This window comes from Rhodanobacter sp. BL-MT-08, assembly GCF_054161255.1.
This window is the reverse complement of the sequence record NZ_CP167872.1, coordinates 118094-135793: the sequence shown is the minus strand read 5'-3', so window position 1 is coordinate 135793 and position 17700 is coordinate 118094. Positions and strand designations below refer to the sequence as shown.

Sequence of the window (17700 nt, the reverse complement as noted above, 5' to 3'; positions counted from 1 at the left end):
AAGGTGGTATCGTCGCGCACCATGAGACGGCTCGGATGCAAATTTGGCGGCCGTCCAAATTTCTTTACTCTACGAAAGTCTTAATGGACACTACCCCACAAGGGGAGCCGATATGAACAATTTGCAGACCAGTCGAATTTTTGGATTTGGCTCTCTAGCTGAGCGCAGCCTGACCGATGTTTTCGCGCAACTAAGCAAGCAAGAGCTAGTGAGGGATGAGGTGGTATTGGCGCCGCCTCTTAACAAGGACGCTCAGCTCGCCAGCGCAATCCGTGAAATGAAGCCTGTAGCAACTCTTGAAGAGCAGTAAGGGTCAGCCTCATGGAAGAGTCCTTCCCCCGCGCAAGAGCATTACCCAAGCAGTCTCCTTTATATTGGGTAGCCAATAAAGATCGCTACCTGCGGCAGTTGTTGATTCGAGACATACAAGAACGCACCGGACGCGATCTGATTGTCTACTTTACGGATGTCGATCGCTGCACCCTCCAGATCGATGGGGGGGATGACCAGCATTTGATCGAGCTCTTGCGCGGATGTAAGCGTGGAGGAGTGGATTTGTTGCTGGAGACCGGTGGTGGCATGACAGATGCCACAGAGAAGGTCTGTTCAATCTTGAGAACTCTAGCGCCCGATTTGCGCGTGTTTGTGCCGCGAAGGGCTAAGAGTAACGGCACGGTGGTGGCGCTCGCTGGCCATACCATCGTTATGGGTGCCTCGTCTGAGCTGGGTCCAATCGATCCATCGTTCAACAATGTGCCAGTCGAATTTGTCATCAATGCACCGCCCGGTTCGGTGAACGCAATCGAGCTGCAAGTGGCGGAAACCTTCAAACGTCAGACAATGAAGCTTGCTGGCGCGCTGCTTTCCACAGGAATGATGAAGGATCGAGCGGAGCTCATCGACGACACCGTCCGGAAATTGGCAAGTCGGGATCACTATCACTCGCACGGGTCTGTAATAGATGCGGCAGAGGCCATCAGTCTGGGCTTGAACGTCGAAAATCTTCCGGAAGACAATGAGCTTTGGCGAGCGATATGGCTTTTACGGGGAATGTACGCACACGACTGCGGCTTGCTCAATATTGGCAAGATGTTTGAGGGTGAGCTCGTCAGCTCGGCGGTAGCGGCAACAAGTCCGTCCTGAGGGCGTGCCTCCAGGACCGAACCGTGGAAATAGCTCATCGAGACGACGTTAGCCCCGAACTGCGAGCCTGGTGGGACGCGCTGTGCTGCGAGACCGCCAAGGCAATGCAGGACTATTGCCTGCCGTACGTCACACCGATCTCACACGCGATCAGCAACGACGACGGCGCGCTGGAAGGCACCGGCAGCTATCTGGAGTTTGCTGACAAGCGCTGGCTGATCAGCAACGAGCATGTACTGGGCGACTGGCAAACCCGCCAGTTCGCCCACCAATTTCATGGGTGCGACGATGTCTTTCGTCTTGTCGGCGCGCCCACGGGAATCGAAAAGCATCCCGTCGACGCGGCGATTTGGCACATCCCTGACCACGTGTGGAATGCACGCCCCCATCAAGCGATCACCGTCCCGTCCTCGCGGCTGGCGCAGCAGCATGCGCCGGTGGCCGGCGAGTTGCTGTTCGTTGCGGGTTTCCCACAACAGCGTTCACACTTCTACTTCAACACCCTGGCCAGCCACGCCACCAGGCTGATCGCACAGGAGCGCAACCCGCCGACGGTTAACGATCTGCACGTCAATTACGTGCTGGTCGGTTACTCGACGGAAAAGGCTCAAAGCGTGAAGCCGAGCGGCGGCGCGCCGTTGTCCGAGCCGCCCGGCATGAGTGAATCGCCCCGGGTTTCGTGGAGGCTGTTTGGTTTAAGTCAGGCCTCCGCTGCGGCTGCCTGACTGGCGAGTTGCCGGTAGTAGTTTGCCTCGGCCTCGGCCGGTGGGATATAGCCGATGGGTTCGAGCAGGCGGTGGTGGTTGAACCAGGCCACCCATTCCAGCGTGGCAAGCTCCACCGCCTCCTTGGTCTTCCAAGGTGCTCGGCGGTGGATCAGCTCGGCTTTGTAGAGGCCGTTGATGGTCTCCGCGAGCGCGTTGTCGTAGCTGTCGCCTTTGCTGCCCACCGACGGTTCGATGCCGGCTTCGGCCAGTCGCTCGCTGTAGCGGATGGAAACGTATTGCGACCCGCGGTCGCTATGGTGAATCAGGCTGCTGTCACGCTCAGGCTGACGTGCGTAGAGCGCCTGCTCCAAGGCATCGAGCACGAAGTCCGTGTGCATCGAGCTACTGACCCGCCAGCCGACGATGCGCCTGGCAAACACGTCAATGACGAAGGCCACGTAGAGCCAGCCCTGCCAGGTCGAGACGTAGGTGAAATCCGAAACCCAGAGCTGGTTCGGCCGCTCGGCGCGGAACTGCCGGTTGACCCGGTCCAGTGGGCACGGCGCCTTGCCATCGCTGACCGTCGTGCGCACCACCTTGCCGCGCCTCACACCGCGCAAGCCTTGTCGCCGCATCAAGCGCTCGACCGAGCACCGCGCCACCGTCATCCCCTCGCGGCCCAACTGCCGCCAGACCTTGTCGGCACCGTAGACCTGCATGTTGCCCCTCCAGACACGTTCGATCTCCGGCTCCAGCATCGCGTCGCGCTTGGCTCGGGCACAGCACTGCTCCGGCTCCCGGATGCGCGCCGCATGCCTTCGATATCCCGACGGGGCGATCTGCAGGACCTTGCAGATCGGCTCGACCCCGAAGGTGCTCCGATGTTCGTCGATGAAGTTCCTCAGGACTTGAGTCGGCGGTCGAGCTCCGCCTGGGCAAAAAACGCGCTGGCCAGCTTCAGGATCTCGTTGGCACGACGAAGCTCCTTGTTCTCGCGCTCGAGTTCTTTGACGAGCTGCGCCTCGGCGGTGGTCACGCCGCCGCGAACGCCGGTGTCGACCTCGTGCCGCTGGACCCAGCCCAGCAACGTCGCCGGCACACAGCCGATCTTCGGCGCTATCGACTCCACCGCGGTCCACAGCGATGGATACTCTCCGCGGTGCTCCTGCACCATGCGCACTGCTCGCTCGCGGACCTCAGGGGAAAACTTCGTGGACTTGTTCATGGCTCCATTCTCTCAAGAGTTGGAGCCTCCTCAAATCCCGGGGCGGTTCATGAGTGGGTCGTTGCTGTGGAATACGCGTCGTGTCGAGTGCGACATGACGGGTCAACCGTGGTCCCCCGCCATGGCTCAAGTGACCGGCATGCTGTGTCGTTGGGATCCGCAACTGGTCAGCGTCCAGGCCATTCGCATCGAGGTCCTCCGAGACTTCCTCGCACGCCACACACCCTAGCTGCTCGCGATTCGTCATTCCCGTTAACGCCTGCCCAGGAACTCTTCCGACCCATGCGCCAAGGCCCCTTCTCTCGCCCCACCGTCGTTGCCGCGACGGAGCTGCTCGAACAACACACGCAGGCCCGGTTCAATCAAATGGTCGTGCGCCTCGGGCTCGAAAACGACGTATCACAGGACACGACGATCAGCGTGGGCAAGAAGATCGCGGTGCTGGGCAAAATCGTGGTGGCGCGAGGCGACCAAGTGCTACAGACCGTGGACGGGCCTGTGACGTTGGCGGAAGCGGTCGTACGCGAAGCGGCGCAACTGGCACAACCGGCCTCGACCGACGCACTTCATACAGACTTCCTGCGAGGACTGGCGCGCGACGGCTTCGTGCTGGTGCCGCCCGCGAACAGCGGCCAGCGCGCGTCCATCCGCGCCGCGCTGCCCGGCGAGATCCAGCTGCCGGCAACGGATGACGAAGTGCACCACTTGCTCAAGCAGTTTGGCTTCGCCACGCCGCTCGGCCATCTCGACCAGGCAATCGATGCCCATACCCGCGGCGATTGGGCCTCGTGCAACGGACAGCTACGTGTCTTCATGGAGGGGCTGTTCGACGACATCGCCAGACACATCGATTCGCCGCAGGCCTCGCAGCTACCCACCGCGGAGAACCGTCGCGCCATGCTGGCGACCGAACGGTTCCTGGATGCCAGCAGTAATGAGTGGTCGGGCGATGGCAAGAACTACGTCAACGGCCTATTCAAGATGCTCCACACGCAGGGTGCGCACCCGGGCCTGTCCGATCAGGACCACAGCACCTTCCGATTGCACGTGGTGCTGGTGACCGCGGGCATGTACCTGCGGCGGCTCACGATGCAGCGGTCGCACCCGTGACTACACAACTCAACTTCTTTGTCCCCACGCGTCGATGCCGGCTCGCTATGATTTAATTATCGCCGCGCCCACTCAGCGGCCCCGGCTTAACTCAGGCGTTCAACGACCGTTTCGGGTGGCTTTTGCCGGTCGGCGTCGGCCTTAGGCTAATCATACTGGTCGGTAGCTTGGCCAGTGACCTTCAGTCGCGTGTTGCATGCGTTGCGGTGCACACTGCTCTCCCTAGCAACCTGCACGTCGACGAACCACCCTCATCTGGGTGGTGCTTTTCCTGACGTTACAGGTGGCCGGATTCAGACCATTTCCGGTGGCCGGTTTCAGATCGTTACGGATGGCCGGTTACGGACCATTTCGGCTGGCCGGTTTGGAATGGGATATGCACCGAGAGCTGGCGCAGATATCCATGCCGTCATTCAGACGTCCATGTGCGGCGGTCGCAGCCCTGCTTCTGGCCGTTTCGCTGAGCGCCGTGACCATAGAAGGCGTCGTCAGATCGAACGCTGACACACACGCCGAAATTGTTCGATGACGCCATCACCCAAAGCGAAGACGATCCGGCCCACGATCCAGAGCAAGGTTCCACCCAGTGCAGTGGCCAGGCCTCCGTAAAGGACCAACGGGAAGAGAAGGAGCACGTTGTGCATCCAGAGGTGGGGCGCCGCGTCGGCGCGAAATCCAAAAACTGCCCATCCCACAAGCGCCAGAATCAGAAGGGCACCGATCAGGATCGGCGTGCCGACGGCAAGGCATAGCCAATAGTGGCGATCCTTGCGGATGGGGGTGATGGGTTGCTGATCGTGCATGGGACGTTCTCCTTGTGGGGCCAGGGTGTAACAACGAGCGCGACGGGGCTCACTGCCAAAAGAGCACACTCGCCGGATTGCGCAAGCGATCTGCCAAGGGCAGGGATCGCAGATCCCGCTCCCACGCCGATCGCGAGGGATTTCCACGCGTGGCACCTAGCTGTGTGCCGAGGTAGCCTCGGCGTCCGGCCTCGACGGTCAAGCCTCGGCGCCGGCCGTGGAGCAGTCGCGGCGCTGGGCACTGGTGCGTATTCCGCTCTATGCCGGCCACCGATTCCGGCACATGCCGGGCCAGGATTCCGCTCCATGCCGGGCCACCGTTCCGGAGCATGCCGGCAGGGGTGAGTGAAGCGCGTTGACTTTGGCTACCGTGCGCTCTTTTTCGAGTTCGAAGGAGAGCAGCGGTGGCACAACAAAGGTTGCCCGTGCGCAAGATTCGAGAAGTGCTTCGGCTGCGTGCCGAAGGGATCAGTGACCGCCAGATCGCCGTCGCCATCGGCTGCGCACGTTCGACGGTGCAGGACTGCGTCCGGCGTTGCCGTGAAGCCGGCCTCGTCTGGCCACTGCCGGTCGAGCTTACCGAGGAGACGCTGTACGCCCGGCTGTACTTTCGGCAGGTGCCGTTGTCGAAGACGCCGGCGCCGGATTTCGCTCGGCTGCATGCGGAGCTCAAGCGTCGCGGCGTGACGCGGATGCTGCTGTGGCAGGAGTACAAGGCTGCGCAGCCCGATGGCTGGCAGTACAGCGAGTTCTGCGAGCAGTATCGATGCTGGCTGGGCCGGCAGGACGTGGTGCTGCGCCAGACCCACCGACCGGGCGAGAAGCTGTTCGTCGACTACGCCGGCCAGAAGATACCGGTCACCGACCGGCTGACCGGCCTGGTGCGCCAGGCGCAGGTTTTCGTGGCCGTGCTCGGGGCCAGCAACTACACCTATGCCGAGGCGACCTGGACGCAGGCGCTGCCGGATTGGCTGGGCTCGCACACCCGCGCGCTGGCGTTCTTCGGCGGCGTGCCGGCGGCGATCGTGCCGGACAACCTCAAGTCGGGCGTCGTGGCGCCGTGCCGTTACGAGCCGGCGCTCAACCCGTCCTACCAGGACTTCGCCGAGCACTATGGCGTGGCGATCCTGCCGGCGCGCGTGCGCAAGCCGCGCGACAAGGCCAAGGTCGAAGGCGGCGTGCTGATCGTGGAGCGTTCGATCCTGGCACGCCTTCGCGACCTGACCTTCTTCTCGTTGGCCGAGCTCAACCAGGCGATCACGGCGCTGCTGGCCGAGCTCAACGCCAAACCGTTCCAGCAGCGCGAGGGCAACCGCCAGTCCCTGTTCGAGGCCGAGGAGCGCGCCGCACTGCGTCCGCTGCCGGCGCACCCCTACGAGTTTGCCCAGTGGAAGAAGGCCAAGGTGCACCTGGACTACCACGTGCAAGTCGATGGTGCGTTCTACTCGGTGCCCCATGCCCTGGTCGGCAAGACGGTCGACGTGCGGCTCACGGCGCGCGGCGTCGAGATCCTCCATCGGCAGGTGCGCGTCGCCACGCATCGACGCAGCGCCCAGCGAGGCCAGTTCACCACCGAGGCAGCGCACCGGCCCGAGCGGCACAGCGCCGTCGTTGAGCTCTCCCACGAGAAGCTCATGCAGCGCGCTCTCGCCATCGGCCCGGCCACGGTGGAGGTGCTCACCCAGCTGGCGCAGCGCCGCCGTCATCCCGAAGAGGCCTTGCGCGCCAGCCTCGGCATCCTGCGCCTGGCCAAGGATTTCAGCCCTGCCCAACTCGAAGCCGCCGCCGCGCGCGCCGTGGCGCTGGGCGCCTTCAGCTACCGCGCCCTGCGCGCCCTCATCGCCACACCCGACGAGCCTCCCGCGCCACCCACGCCACCGCTGATGCACGCCAACGTGCGCGGTGGCGATTACTTCCACTGACCAAGGAGCACCGATGTTGCACGAACCCCTTATCCGCGAGCTCAAGGCGCTGCGCCTGAATGGCATGGCAGCCGCGTTGGCCAATCAAGGCAGCGAAGTCCGCGACCTCGACTTCGACGAACGGCTGGGACTCTTGATCCAGCACGAACTCACCGAACGCGCCAGCGCCCGTCTCGCGCAACGCCTACGTTGGGCCAAGCTGCCACAAAGCGCCGCCCTCGAAGACCTCGATATCCGCACCCCGCGCGGACTCGATCCGCGTCAGCTCGCCCAGGTGCGTGACCTCGCCTGGATCGACGAGCACTTGAACGTCCTCGTCACCGGCCCCTGCGGCGTCGGCAAAAGCTTCCTCGCTTGCGCGCTCGCGCACGCCGCCTGTCGCGCCGACCGCAGCGTGCGCTGCTTCCGACTGCCGCGCCTCGCCGATGAACTGGCCCGCTACCGCGCCATGAGCAACCGCGCCGGTTTCCTGAAACTCATCGCCAAGGCCGACCTGCTGGTCATCGACGACTTCGGCCTTGCGCCCCTGACCGATGAGCTCAAGCGCGACCTGCTCGAAATCCTCGACGATCGCTACGACCGCAAGTCCACCCTCATCACCAGTCAGCTCCCCGTCGACAAGTGGCACGCCTATCTCGCCGACCCCACCCTCGCCGACGCCATCCTCGATCGCCTGGTGCACAACAGTTACCGGCTCGCTCTCACCGGAGCATCCATGCGCAAACAGAAAACCGAAACGAAGAAGGCCAACGCTTCGCAGAATGCTTGACGGATCACCCCGTCAACGCGACATTACCCCCACCGCTTCACCCCCTGCCGGCGTGCTCCGGAACACTGGCCCGGCATGCAGCGGAATCGTGGCCCGGCTTCGCCGGAATACGCACACTGGCGAGTCGAGGTAGCGCCCGTCCGCCGTGCCCACGGGTTCATCATGGCCCACTGCGATAAAGTTTGGCCCCGCAGTGATTGCAGATGAAGGTGCGCAACCCACTGTCCGCGCGCCCCTCTCCCCAATTGCGGATGCTCGACGATCCACAATGGAAGCACTTGATGCCACGGCTTGTCTTGCAATCCGGATGGCGCTCGACGTATTGCCGGAGCACGGGCAGCGCCTTCCATCGCTCGTGGTTTGCCTTGAGCGAACGAATCGCCCATCCAAAAATCGTGATCATCACCACCGGCACAATCAAGAAAACGATCGGCATCACGCCTCCACGGTTCACTGTCGCTTATTCAGCCAGCATCGCCCTGACCAGGCCCGACCAGACCCACTGGTCGATGCACCACACTCCGACTCCGCCGCTGGGGTTCGGCGGGATGACCTTCTTCTTCCCACTTCGCCTGCAGCGCTCGCCGCAGCGCGACCTGCTTGGGCAGCAACGGCCGATATCCCGATCGCATGATGTCGATGGCGTCCGGCTGACCGGCGGCATAGAGGGTCGCGATGGGAGCGGCGGCAAACTGCTCGTAGGAGAAGCCAAGCCGCTCCAGGTAGGCCTCGGCATAAATCTGCATCAGGGGAAATCCGTGGATCGATCTCATGGAGACCATGCGCGTTGAAAAGAGACCCAGTCATAGCACTGAGCGTCAGTCGCGCAAGTCACTGCTCCGAACGGCCGCAGACGCCAAAGATCCTGGAATTTCCGCCGAGACGAGCAGCGCGGACGAAGGGCAATCCGCCACCACTTACCTCGTTATGGGAGGCCCACTGGCTACCAGGAAGCACTCCCGCGCCTTGGCGTCCGAGACGGACGGCCAAGATATGTTGGCCAGAAATACGCGAACGCCGGAGATCAGTCGCCCCCATCGTCTGACGGCTTGGATTCTTTGGAGGCATGAGAGCCCCCTACGGTGGCGAGGATCCAGGCGCCGATGTGCCGGCACACCACCAGCAGGGGAACCACGATCACGACGATGACGACCGTCGTTCCCAGTGTGCCGAAGGGGAGGCCTTTCAAGCAGGCGAGGGGGTGCCGCCACCATCTCAGTAGCACGGTCGGGTCGGTCACAAACCCTGCGAAGCACCGGGTAGCGAGACCAAACAGCATGACGGTCGAAACGACTGCGACGAGGCCCGTCAGCAGATAGGCAAGTCCGCGCCAGCTGAGGAGCGAGGTTCCACCTAAGGTAAATTTGAACGGATGCATCGGCACTCCATGATCTGGGCTTCATGAGCGATGCCGTCCAATGAAACATCCAGCCATCTCACAGCGTGCGATTCCGACCGATGCAGCTGGCTGAGGTGATGGACTCTGAGGAGTCGCCGTCCGCCGGTTGCGCCACCTCTGAGTGCGACCCCATCCCGTCGACGAGGTAGGACGCCGGCGACCCGGCTGTCGCCCGGATCGATTCCACGGGGCGAAGTTCTCCGCGAGATCTCAGTGTCGCCATGATCTCCCGCAGGGCGTCCTGGTCGCCGACTGCCGCCGCATGAACAGCATGGCGTTCCAGGGCACTGCGGTCTCCGGGCCAAAGCGTGAATGGGAGCGGTGCTTTACGCATGGGTTGAGGCTAACCCACGGCATGTATGCCATCAACGATCTGGCGTCCGCCGGTTCGTTGGGCGGCCTTGCGCTATCCGGCGTTCGTGTTTTGCTCGAACCACACCACGACCACGAGGGCCTACCATGCACCACCATCTCCTACCCAAGTCCACCCTGCTCGCACGGTTGCGCGCAAAGACACCTTCACGTCCATGGGCCGTCGCCGTTCTGACGATGGCCTGCCTGTCGGGATGCCATCGGATAACACCTGCAACGCACCAATCGCCGCTGCCCGACCAGGCGCAGGTCTGCGAGGTACACCGCTGGCAGTCCGATGCCACCGCCGCGACTTGCACGCCTGGCCAGAAGGTCGCCTTCCTGCCTGACCGCTGGGGCAATGAGCAGCTGCCCATCCTTTTCGCCGCGGTGAACTGTGACCTGCGCTATGCCGTGGTGCTTACCAATGGCGGTGTGACCTGCATCTACGCTTCGTCGGGCAGGCCACCATCGGCGTCTGTTCCCTCCAACACGACACCGGCTCACAATGGATCGTCGCGTTAGCGCCGGTGCAGCAGCGACCGGTTCAAGGGGTGAGCCCAGCTGATCAGGAGGCCTCGGAACTTCTGCCACAGGGGAAGCCATCAGTCGATCTCCCGAGCATGGGCGCCGGGAAGCGACTCACGCGTTGCACAGCGCGTCAGGCGAGCACGTCGCGATTCCCGGCAGGATTCCAGATGACGAAAAGCAGGCGCATCTCGGCGGCACGCACGGCAAGGATGCCGTGCACTCTGCCGCTAATTATCTACTTGATGGCGGCAGACTGGCTGAGAACGAGGCACTCCGCCACCTAGGCGTCCCCGACTGACGGACGGCGAGCTTTCACGACACGGCCAGAGCCCCACCATGGACGCTCGCTTGCGCGACTGACAAAACTGACAAAAGGGGCTTTCGTCGGTTTTGTCAGTGCCTTTGCCGTGGGTATTTGAATTTTGCATGCCGCCGAATTGATCCGTTGCCAGCTTCATAACGACGCGCACCACGAGTAGACCACCGAGGGGCGACCACCGGTCTGCGCGACCGATTCGACGAGATAGCCGTGCTCGACCAATCGTTCCAGCCCTAAGACGATGGCATCGCGTTCCTCCAGACCGGACCATGCATGTCGTTGGATATCGCGGGCCGTAAATCCTTCAGGTAGTTTTTGGCGTTTCTTGAGAATCGCATGCGCGATCGTCACGCTGTTGTCTGAGGCTGGCGAGTAGATCCGTCGCGCATGCCCCTCCAGATACTCACACCAGCGCAGCGCCGTGGCCAAGGTTGCTGCTGAGACAGGGCCTCGGCGGTCATCGGCCAGGTGGAGGACGAGGGCCAACCGTCCGGCCAGCGCCCGGAATTTTGATAGGTGCGACTCAAGCCACGCCGGCTCGTCGCCGATGCGCAGGCGATGCATCAGCGAGCTCATCCACGAAACCAGAAGTTCCTGTGCCTCGTCGTCGAACCGAAGGATAGGCACGTCGATACCGTCCAGAGATTGCGCGCCGACGGCACCTGGATCCAGTCCCCGCAGCCGCTGGAATGTCGCCCATGCCCTCGCTTCCGAAGCTTGGTCGGTCGGCCGGTCGGAGTAGGTCCAGCTCGGTGGCAGATCGGGGTAGACGGCGAGCTGGAATCGCTGCATTAGCCCGTCATCACTGAAACCGCCACGGATTGCGCCGCGCACATACTCGGAGAGTTTGCCCGGCTGCATGCCGCCGAGGATCGAGACAGCGCACGCCTCGACACGGACTGTCCCGCGTCCTATTCGATCGACTGTGTAGGCCCCTGTCCCGTTCCAGCATTCCAGCCAGAATTCGCGGTCTCCCCCGCGACCTTCCCTGTCCAACGTGGCCAACCAGCCCGCCAGTTCGTCGCGGCATTGCACCAGGCCCCGCGGGTTGGCGTTTAGTAACTCGCCCAGCTTCTCAATCGTGACATCGTTGACGACGAGGCGAGGTTCGATCGGCGGACCTCCATCGGGCAAAGCATTCCCCGCGGCGGCGGTTGCCGTGTCTAAGTCACCCTTGGCCAATGCACGTTGGATCGCCTTTTTGGCGTTCGCACGGAGAGCGTCTGCGATGAGCAATTTTTTCTCGTGTTCGCGCATGGCCACCTCGTGCGCTTCGCGTTCGACCCGCGCCAAACGATCCAGCATGCGGCGCGAGGGCGCGAGGGCAGGACTCTTGCCGGAACTTGGCCGCCCCACGACGCAGCCCCAAAGGATCGGTAGCTCATGCCAAGATTCATGCCGTTTCATGGCGATGCCGATGCAGCGACCGATCGTTCCCGACAGTGCCACCATGGCGGGCACGGCGGTGAAATCCAAAGGAACGGAGAGACCTTCGGCCGCATCGACACACCAGTCACGAACTGATTCGGGCAGCAACTCCGCGTCAAATGCTGGAACTTCAGGCAGTGGGGAAGGCAATGCTTTTGGTGAGCGCCCTGCATCACTCGGTTCTGTGAGGATCTTACCCAGCGGTGCGCTCATTCCGGCTTCCTCAGCTGAGGCCGAGGATAAATATCCAGCGACATGGTGTCGGAATCGATTTTCGAGATCGGCTCGTTTGCCCAAGCCGGCAAATTGGACTGCTGTGGATTCAGAAGCTGCGGCCGTTCAAAGTTGCCCACCGCCCTAGCAGGGGAATCAAGACCTGCCTTGGGCATACTGCCGCGCGGTACTTTGTCAGTGGTGCTGGCAACGCCGTCCTTTGCTGCCTGCAGGGCACGCTCGTGTTGGTACAGCGCCTGCAATGCTCGGGTTCCGCGAGCAGCCAGGGCAGCGACTCGCTTTCGCAGAGGCTGGAGCTTCGCCTCGGTCGAGTAGACAAGCTCCAATTCTGAAGGGTGGGCATGTCGGGCCAGGTCCGTCCTGCGCCATCCGTGCTTTTTATTCTTAGGAATTGTGTTTGAAAAAATGTTGATGTGGCTAGCCTCGCCGTTCCCTACCGGTATGGGGGTGCGGCGCTTTTCGGCAACGGTCATCTTGGCCCGCTGAACCCGATGGCCCCGGGCCGTTATGCGCTTCCAGTCGGCTGTCGGGGCCCCGAGAACCCGACCAGGTCGGCACCGGACGCAGAGCAGCAGATTGGAGGTCTGGCCCCGTTGAAGTTGTCTTCGGACTGCGGCCAAGATCGCGCGGCGTTCTGCCTGGAAGTCGTCCTGGATCTGCCACATCAGGTCAGCGCAGTTTTCGAGCGCGGCCCTAACAGCGGTGACGATCGCGCGAAGTTCTCCGATTTTTTCTGAGCGGGCGGCGGGATCCATCAATGGATGCCTCGCAGATATGCCTCGATCTCATGTTCGACCCAACCGATCGCGCGATCCGATATTTTCCGCGCCCTCGGAAATTTGGAACGCCGCATAAGGGAGTAGATAGTGCTCTTCCTGAGGCCGACACGTTGCATGACCTCCGGCAGACGGAGAAATCGGTAGTCTCTATTCATGATGTCACTCCATCCAGGCCGGCTGGCCTGCGTGAGAGTTATTCTGCTGCCGCCGATCGAAGAAGTCGGGTCGGTTTTATGCCCTTGAATCAGGCAAATCGCGCACGAAGGCGCACGCATGAACTGCCCCGGGGTTTGCCTCGGCCCTTTGGCTATGATGTGAGTGATCACTCGCTACGGCGTGACTGCCTGCTTCAGCCAATCGTGACCGTCATTTGAAGGTTGCCAAAGTGACGAGTCTCGGCTTAGCGTGTTTGCCGTTTGAAAATTGGCCTGGGTGTTCTTCACTGGCCTGCGGGGATTGCCCAACCAGGAATACGAAGTGCATACGATGGCGATATACGCAAAGGGGCGGAGAATGAAGCCTCGGAATGACATGTCGATCGGCGAGATTTCATGCCCAACCAGTCTGTCGAGAAATACCGTCAAGAAGTGGTCGAACGAGACGGTGCGCAGTGAGAGGGCGTGCTCGTGCGTTTCGCCCTCGTCCTCGTCAGCCATGACACTATGCCGTCTTCCTCGCTGGCTACGCCGAGCTGACAGGACTCATCTATATATGTGTGACGGAACAGGGAAGGCATGACGAACGAAGAATTTAAGAAAACGCTGTGGACCGCGGCGGACAAGCTACGCGGCTCGGTGTCGGCGGCGGAATACAAATACCCCGTGCTGGGCATGGTGTTCCTCAAGTACGTGTCGGACATGTTCGACGCCCAGTCGAAGGTGATCCGTCACCGCGTCGCCGATCCGCAGGGCGAGTACTACATCGACGATGCCGCCGTCCGGAAGGAGAGCGAAGCGCTCTTCGTGGGCGACAAGACCTTCTACGACGCCGATAACGTGTTCTGGGTTCCCACCGATGCCCACTTCAGCGCATTGCTGGCGCAGGCCACCGCGCCCGATCTGGCGCAACGGCTGGACCGGGCGATGGGCGCGATCGAGGCAGAGAACCCGAGTCTGAAGGGTGTGCTTTACCGCGAATTCTCACGGCTAGAGCTGGAGCCGGGCAAGCTCGGCGAGCTGATGGGCGTGGTGGCCAAGCTCAGCTTCGACCCCGACCGGCATGGCAGCCGCGATGTGTTTGGCGAAGTGTACGAATACTTCCTTGGCCAGTTCGCGCTGAAGGAAGGTGCCCGTGCCGGCGAGTTCTATACGCCCAAGAGCGTGGTCAACCTGCTGGTCGAAATCCTCGCCCCGTTCAAGGGCACCATCTACGATCCGGCCTGCGGCTCCGGCGGCATGTTCGTGCAGTCGTCACGTTTCAAGGACGCCCACCAGAAAACCCTGAAGAAGAAAGGTGACCTGTCCATCCACGGCCAGGAGCTGATGGCGGACACCCGCCGCCTGTGCCTGATGAACCTGGCGGTGCACGGTTTGGCCGGTGACCTGGGTCAGGCCTATGGCTCTTCCTTCACCAACGATCAGCAGAAGGCGTTGCGCGCCGATTACATCCTGGCCAACCCGCCGTTCAATATCTCCGACTGGGACGGCGACAAGCTGCAGGACGATCCGCGCTGGGTATATGGCATCCCGCCCAAGGGCAACGCCAACTTCGCCTGGTTGCAGCACATGCTGGCGCGCCTCTCCAGCCGTGGCCGTGCCGGCACGGTACTGGCCAATGGCTCAATGTCCTCGCAGCAATCAGGTGAGGGCGACATCCGCCGCAACATGGTGCAGGCCGATGTGGTGGAGTGCATGGTGGCACTGCCCGGCCAGCTGTTCTCCAACACCCAGATTCCCGCCTGCCTGTGGTTTCTGTCTCGAGACAAGAAAGCCGGCGGCAATGGCAGCACTGACCGCAGCGGACAGATTCTCTTTATCGACGCGCGCAAGGCGGCTGGTGGTCGTATCAGTCGCACCCAGGTGGAATTCAGCGACGAGGATCTGGCGCGCATCGCGCAGAGCTATCACCGCTGGCGTGGCACCGACTTCAGCGACGGCGACGAGTATGCCGATGAGCTAGGGTTCTGCCATTCGGCCTCGTTGGCCGAGGTGGCTAAGCACGGTTTCGTGCTGACGCCGGGCCGCTATGTGGGTGCGGTGGCCGAGGACGATGACGACGAGGCGTTCGGCGAGAAGATGGAGCGGCTGACCGCGCAGCTAGCCGAGCAGATGGAGAAGGGCGCGCAGCTGGACGCGGTGATCCGGGAGAAGTTGGGGGCGCTGGGTTATGGCGTCTGAAATCGGCGACGTCGAGACCTGGGAATGGGTGCCGTTGTCTGAGCTCACCGCTGCCAACGTCACGTATGGCGTTGTGCAGCCTGGGGTCGGGACACCGACGGGCACTCCTATGCTCCGTGTCAATAATTTTTCTGGGCATTCCCTCAATGTGGCCGACGTAATGCGAATTGACGCCAGCATTGAGGCGAAATATCAGCGAACGCGATTGCAGCCCGGGGACGTGTTGATCACTATCGTGGGATCAGTCGGGCTAGTCGCCGTCGTTCCGGACGCGCAGGCAGGATGGAATATCGCGCGCGCAATTGCTCTGATCCGTCCTAGGCATCATCTGCTTTCACGTTGGATCGCATTCGTGTTGCGTTCGCCGGTTGCCCAACATCAGCTCGGCACAACCGCTAACACGACAGTTCAAACTACGATAAACCTCAAGGATTTAAGGGCGCTCTCGATTCCGTTTCCCCCGGAAAGTACTCGCGCAGCAATCTCTGACATGCTTGTCGCGCTCGATGACCGCATCGACCTCCTCCGCCAAACCAACACCACCCTCGAAGCCATCGCCCAGACCCTGTTCAAGTCCTGGTTCGTGGACTTCGACCCCGTGCGCGCCAAGGCCGAAGGCCGCGAGCCAGAAGGCATGGACGCCGCCACTGCCGCCCTGTTCCCCAACGATTTCGAGGAGTCGGAGCTGGGGTTGATTCCGAAGGGCTGGAGGGTTCGCTCCCTAGACTCTTTCGCCACCTATCTCAACGGACTCGCGCTACAGAGGTTTCCGCCTGAGAGTGACAGTGAGTACCTGCCTGTGATCAAGATTGCTCAGCTCAGGGCTGGGCACACTTTGGGTGCAGATCGGGCGAGCGCACGGCTCAAACCGGACTACATCGTTCGAGACGGAGACGTGCTGTTCTCGTGGTCCGGATCGTTGGAGGTCGAATTTTGGTGCGGTGGCGACGGCGCATTGAACCAGCACTTGTTCAAGATCACTTCGGGTGAAGTTCCCAACTGGTTCTGCTACCAAGCGACAAAACATTTCCTACCGAGTTTCCGAGAAACTGCTGCGAACAAAGCGACCACAATGGGGCACATTCAGCGCAGGCATCTGACGGAAGCTCGATTGGCGCTGCCTTCGAGCGAATTCTTGAATGCCGTTTCGCCTCTGATCGGTAGCTTGTTGGATAAGCGTGTGTGCAACGCATTGCAGGCCCGTGAAATAGCGTCGCTTCGGGACACCCTTCTCCCTCGCCTGATCTCGGGCAAGCTGCGCCTGCCCGAGGCCGAGGCCGCCATCGCCGAGGCTGTGGCATGAGCGAAACCTTCAATCTCTATTGCGACGAGAGTTGCCACCTGCCGAACGATGGCCAGCGCGTGATGGTGTTGGGCGTTGCTTGGTGTCCGATCGAAAAAGCCAGGGAAATCGCGGTGCGGCTGCGGGAGATCAAGGTCGCCCATGGACTGGCACCTGACTTCGAGGTGAAGTGGAGCAAGGTCTCCGGTGCCAAGGTAGCGTTCTATCGCGACTACCTTGACTACTTTTTCGACGACGACGATCTGCATTTCCGTGCGCTGGTGGCTGACAAGACCGGGTTGCAGCACGAAGCGTTCGGTCAGGACCATGACGATTGGTATTACAAGATGATGTTCGGGCTGCTCGAGCCGGTGATTCGCCCGGATGCCTGCTTTCGCATCTATCTCGACAAGAAGGACACCCGCAGTGCACGCAAGGTCGTCAAGCTTCACGACGTGCTGTGCAACAACCTCTACGACTTCAAGCGCGAGATCGTCGAGCGCGTGCAGGTGGTGGAGTCCCACGCCGTCGAACAGCTGCAACTGTCGGATCTGCTCTTGGGAGCGGTGGGTTACGTCAACCGCGGACTGGCGGGAAACGCTGGCAAGGAGGCGTTGATTGCACGGATTCGCGAACGTACCGGGTATGCGCTCACCCGGTCGACGTTGCTCCGTGAACCGAAATTCAACCTCTTCCTGTGGCGGGGCCGTGGCGGCGGAGTCGCCGCATGAGTGGTGAATGGTTGCCTGACTTGTTTCTGTTTGAAGATTCGAATGGAGACTGGGATGTCTATCTTGAACGCCTGCATCGCCAGTTCGTGGCGGATTTCGTCCAGTCCACGCCGCATTGGGTCGGCAAGCGCGTCGGCCTCAAGCGGCACCCTGAGCATGCAGGGAAGAGCGCCACGTTCTGGCACATAATTTCAGAGGGCGAGGGAGAAGCGGAACGTCTGGCGGATTTCCGCCGCTGCGAACGCATCGCCTGGCCGCGACCGATGATGGATGAGTTCGATGCCGCGCCGCCCAAAACGACCGGGTGTCGGCTGGTCTGGTGGAAGGAGCGCCGGGGCAGTGAGGATCGGTATCTGCTTGCACTCGACGACTTCAGTTATGTCGTCGTGGTGGCCGATCGCGGCGACTTCGTGCTCCCTTGGACCGCGTACTGTGTCGAGCAACCGCACCGGCAGGGCAAGTTGCGCCGACGCTGGGCCGAATTCTGGAGTGCCCAAAAAGGCTGAGGCCGCCCCTAGGGACGGCCTCGTTACTCCTTCAACACGTGGTTGATGAGCTGGCGTGATGTTACACATAGTGAGATGGACGGGCAATGAATCGAAGGCTTGGCAGGAATGATCCCGACAAGGCC

At 61.9% G+C, this 17700-nt stretch carries 20 protein-coding genes and 1 other annotated feature; of the genes, 11 read left to right on the top strand and 9 right to left on the bottom strand.

Annotated elements, in window-relative coordinates; all coding sequences use genetic code 11:
• Positions 1-112 precede the first annotated feature (112 nt).
• Genes ACDK93_RS00590 through ACDK93_RS00580 form a run of 3 tightly spaced genes read left to right on the top strand, consistent with a single transcriptional unit; the run spans position 113 to position 1868 of the window.
• Complete coding sequence (locus ACDK93_RS00590) at positions 113-310, top strand: hypothetical protein (RefSeq protein ID WP_458070658.1); 198 nt, start codon at positions 113-115, stop codon at positions 308-310.
• Positions 311-321: 11 nt separating this feature from the next.
• Positions 322-1143, top strand: coding sequence for an SDH family Clp fold serine proteinase (locus ACDK93_RS00585; RefSeq protein WP_458070657.1), 822 nt, complete (start codon positions 322-324; stop codon positions 1141-1143).
• 23 nt (positions 1144-1166) lie between these two features.
• Positions 1167-1868, top strand: a complete 702-nt coding sequence (locus ACDK93_RS00580; protein ID WP_458070656.1) for a hypothetical protein — start codon at positions 1167-1169, stop codon at positions 1866-1868.
• Here the strand turns inward: ACDK93_RS00580 and ACDK93_RS00575 are convergent.
• Positions 1844-3075, bottom strand: a protein-coding gene (locus tag ACDK93_RS00575) for an IS3 family transposase (RefSeq protein ID WP_458070655.1) whose coding sequence is annotated in 2 segments (ribosomal slippage) — positions 1844-2787 and positions 2787-3075 — 1233 coding nt in all. Because the reading frame shifts where the segments join, the coding sequence is not laid out codon by codon here. The genes ACDK93_RS00580 and ACDK93_RS00575 overlap by 25 nt on opposite strands.
• Positions 2681-2797: a sequence feature (AL1L pseudoknot), on the bottom strand. It overlaps the preceding gene by 117 nt.
• Before the next feature lie 282 nt (positions 3076-3357).
• On the opposite strand from ACDK93_RS00575, the gene ACDK93_RS00570 reads away from it, so the two are divergent.
• On the top strand, positions 3358-4185 hold the full coding sequence (locus ACDK93_RS00570; RefSeq protein WP_458070654.1) for a hypothetical protein: 828 nt from the start codon (positions 3358-3360) through the stop codon (positions 4183-4185).
• Between the two features lie 488 nt (positions 4186-4673).
• Here ACDK93_RS00570 and ACDK93_RS00565 read toward each other — a convergent pair whose 3' ends face one another.
• Positions 4674-4988, bottom strand: a complete 315-nt coding sequence (locus tag ACDK93_RS00565) for a hypothetical protein (protein ID WP_458070653.1) — start codon at positions 4986-4988, stop codon at positions 4674-4676.
• Between the two features lie 425 nt (positions 4989-5413).
• On the opposite strand from ACDK93_RS00565, the gene istA reads away from it, so the two are divergent.
• Positions 5414-6910 carry an IS21 family transposase gene (gene istA / locus ACDK93_RS00560; RefSeq protein ID WP_458070652.1) on the top strand — a complete coding sequence of 499 codons (1497 nt, stop codon included), beginning with the start codon at positions 5414-5416 and terminating at the stop codon, positions 6908-6910.
• Between the two features lie 13 nt (positions 6911-6923).
• Positions 6924-7679: an IS21-like element helper ATPase IstB gene (gene istB, locus ACDK93_RS00555; RefSeq protein WP_458070651.1), complete on the top strand. Its 756-nt coding sequence runs from the start codon at positions 6924-6926 to the stop codon at positions 7677-7679.
• Between the two features lie 160 nt (positions 7680-7839).
• Here the strand turns inward: istB and ACDK93_RS00550 are convergent, their stop codons facing one another.
• From ACDK93_RS00550 to ACDK93_RS00540, 3 genes are all read right to left on the bottom strand, one after another.
• A complete protein-coding gene (locus tag ACDK93_RS00550) occupies positions 7840-8115 on the bottom strand; it encodes a hypothetical protein (protein WP_458070650.1) in 276 nt (91 codons plus the stop codon).
• A 28-nt stretch (positions 8116-8143) separates the two neighbouring features.
• Positions 8144-8425, bottom strand: a complete 282-nt coding sequence (locus ACDK93_RS00545) for a hypothetical protein (protein WP_458070649.1) — start codon at positions 8423-8425, stop codon at positions 8144-8146.
• 278 nt (positions 8426-8703) lie between these two features.
• The gene (locus ACDK93_RS00540; protein WP_458070648.1) at positions 8704-9057 is read right to left on the bottom strand and encodes a hypothetical protein; all 354 of its coding nucleotides are present in this window, start codon (positions 9055-9057) and stop codon (positions 8704-8706) included.
• Positions 9058-9537: 480 nt separating this feature from the next.
• On the opposite strand from ACDK93_RS00540, the gene ACDK93_RS00535 reads away from it, so the two are divergent.
• On the top strand, positions 9538-9954 hold the full coding sequence (locus ACDK93_RS00535) for a hypothetical protein (protein ID WP_458070647.1): 417 nt from the start codon (positions 9538-9540) through the stop codon (positions 9952-9954).
• Between the two features lie 460 nt (positions 9955-10414).
• On the opposite strand, the gene ACDK93_RS00530 is transcribed toward ACDK93_RS00535, so the two are convergent.
• From ACDK93_RS00530 to ACDK93_RS00515, 4 genes are all read right to left on the bottom strand, one after another.
• Entirely contained in the window at positions 10415-11920 is a 1506-nt protein-coding gene (locus ACDK93_RS00530) for a YfjI family protein (RefSeq protein WP_458070646.1), read from the bottom strand.
• A complete protein-coding gene (gene mobI / locus ACDK93_RS00525; RefSeq protein ID WP_458070645.1) occupies positions 11917-12696 on the bottom strand; it encodes a conjugative transfer protein MobI(A/C) in 780 nt (259 codons plus the stop codon). Before mobI ends, ACDK93_RS00530 begins: the two co-directional genes overlap by 4 nt.
• The gene (locus tag ACDK93_RS00520) at positions 12696-12875 is read right to left on the bottom strand and encodes a helix-turn-helix transcriptional regulator (RefSeq protein ID WP_458070644.1); all 180 of its coding nucleotides are present in this window, start codon (positions 12873-12875) and stop codon (positions 12696-12698) included. Before ACDK93_RS00520 ends, mobI begins: the two co-directional genes overlap by 1 nt.
• A 174-nt stretch (positions 12876-13049) precedes the next feature.
• Positions 13050-13376 carry a hypothetical protein gene (locus ACDK93_RS00515; RefSeq protein ID WP_458070643.1) on the bottom strand — a complete coding sequence of 109 codons (327 nt, stop codon included), beginning with the start codon at positions 13374-13376 and terminating at the stop codon, positions 13050-13052.
• Positions 13377-13454: 78 nt separating this feature from the next.
• Here ACDK93_RS00515 and ACDK93_RS00510 point away from each other — a divergent pair, with 78 nt between their 5' ends.
• From ACDK93_RS00510 to ACDK93_RS00495, 4 genes are read left to right on the top strand one after another with little or no spacing between them, the layout of a single operon-like run.
• Positions 13455-15056 carry an N-6 DNA methylase gene (locus ACDK93_RS00510; RefSeq protein ID WP_458070642.1) on the top strand — a complete coding sequence of 534 codons (1602 nt, stop codon included), beginning with the start codon at positions 13455-13457 and terminating at the stop codon, positions 15054-15056.
• On the top strand, positions 15046-16359 hold the full coding sequence (locus tag ACDK93_RS00505) for a restriction endonuclease subunit S (RefSeq protein WP_458070641.1): 1314 nt from the start codon (positions 15046-15048) through the stop codon (positions 16357-16359). Before ACDK93_RS00510 ends, ACDK93_RS00505 begins: the two co-directional genes overlap by 11 nt.
• A complete protein-coding gene (locus ACDK93_RS00500; RefSeq protein WP_458070640.1) occupies positions 16356-17069 on the top strand; it encodes a DUF3800 domain-containing protein in 714 nt (237 codons plus the stop codon). The genes ACDK93_RS00505 and ACDK93_RS00500 overlap by 4 nt, the downstream gene beginning before the upstream one ends.
• Positions 17066-17575 carry a hypothetical protein gene (locus tag ACDK93_RS00495; protein WP_458070639.1) on the top strand — a complete coding sequence of 170 codons (510 nt, stop codon included), beginning with the start codon at positions 17066-17068 and terminating at the stop codon, positions 17573-17575. Before ACDK93_RS00500 ends, ACDK93_RS00495 begins: the two co-directional genes overlap by 4 nt.
• Positions 17576-17700 lie beyond the last annotated feature (125 nt).

What these genes read in the sequence shown, in the direction of transcription:
- ACDK93_RS00590 (WP_458070658.1), top strand. Translation starts at nt 113, where the DNA reads ATGAACAATTTGCAGACCAGTCGAATTTTTGGATTTGGCTCTCTAGCT.
- ACDK93_RS00585 (WP_458070657.1), top strand. Translation starts at nt 322, where the DNA reads ATGGAAGAGTCCTTCCCCCGCGCAAGAGCATTACCCAAGCAGTCTCCT.
- ACDK93_RS00570 (WP_458070654.1), top strand. Translation starts at nt 3,358, where the DNA reads ATGCGCCAAGGCCCCTTCTCTCGCCCCACCGTCGTTGCCGCGACGGAG.
- ACDK93_RS00565 (WP_458070653.1), bottom strand. Translation starts at nt 4,988, where the DNA reads ATGCACGATCAGCAACCCATCACCCCCATCCGCAAGGATCGCCACTAT.
- istB (WP_458070651.1), top strand. Translation starts at nt 6,924, where the DNA reads ATGTTGCACGAACCCCTTATCCGCGAGCTCAAGGCGCTGCGCCTGAAT.
- ACDK93_RS00550 (WP_458070650.1), bottom strand. Translation starts at nt 8,115, where the DNA reads ATGCCGATCGTTTTCTTGATTGTGCCGGTGGTGATGATCACGATTTTT.
- ACDK93_RS00545 (WP_458070649.1), bottom strand. Translation starts at nt 8,425, where the DNA reads ATGCAGATTTATGCCGAGGCCTACCTGGAGCGGCTTGGCTTCTCCTAC.
- ACDK93_RS00540 (WP_458070648.1), bottom strand. Translation starts at nt 9,057, where the DNA reads ATGCATCCGTTCAAATTTACCTTAGGTGGAACCTCGCTCCTCAGCTGG.
- ACDK93_RS00535 (WP_458070647.1), top strand. Translation starts at nt 9,538, where the DNA reads ATGCACCACCATCTCCTACCCAAGTCCACCCTGCTCGCACGGTTGCGC.
- ACDK93_RS00530 (WP_458070646.1), bottom strand. Translation starts at nt 11,920, where the DNA reads ATGAGCGCACCGCTGGGTAAGATCCTCACAGAACCGAGTGATGCAGGG.
- mobI (WP_458070645.1), bottom strand. Translation starts at nt 12,696, where the DNA reads ATGGATCCCGCCGCCCGCTCAGAAAAAATCGGAGAACTTCGCGCGATC.
- ACDK93_RS00520 (WP_458070644.1), bottom strand. Translation starts at nt 12,875, where the DNA reads ATGAATAGAGACTACCGATTTCTCCGTCTGCCGGAGGTCATGCAACGT.
- ACDK93_RS00515 (WP_458070643.1), bottom strand. Translation starts at nt 13,376, where the DNA reads ATGGCTGACGAGGACGAGGGCGAAACGCACGAGCACGCCCTCTCACTG.
- ACDK93_RS00510 (WP_458070642.1), top strand. Translation starts at nt 13,455, where the DNA reads ATGACGAACGAAGAATTTAAGAAAACGCTGTGGACCGCGGCGGACAAG.
- ACDK93_RS00505 (WP_458070641.1), top strand. Translation starts at nt 15,046, where the DNA reads ATGGCGTCTGAAATCGGCGACGTCGAGACCTGGGAATGGGTGCCGTTG.
- ACDK93_RS00500 (WP_458070640.1), top strand. Translation starts at nt 16,356, where the DNA reads ATGAGCGAAACCTTCAATCTCTATTGCGACGAGAGTTGCCACCTGCCG.
- ACDK93_RS00495 (WP_458070639.1), top strand. Translation starts at nt 17,066, where the DNA reads ATGAGTGGTGAATGGTTGCCTGACTTGTTTCTGTTTGAAGATTCGAAT.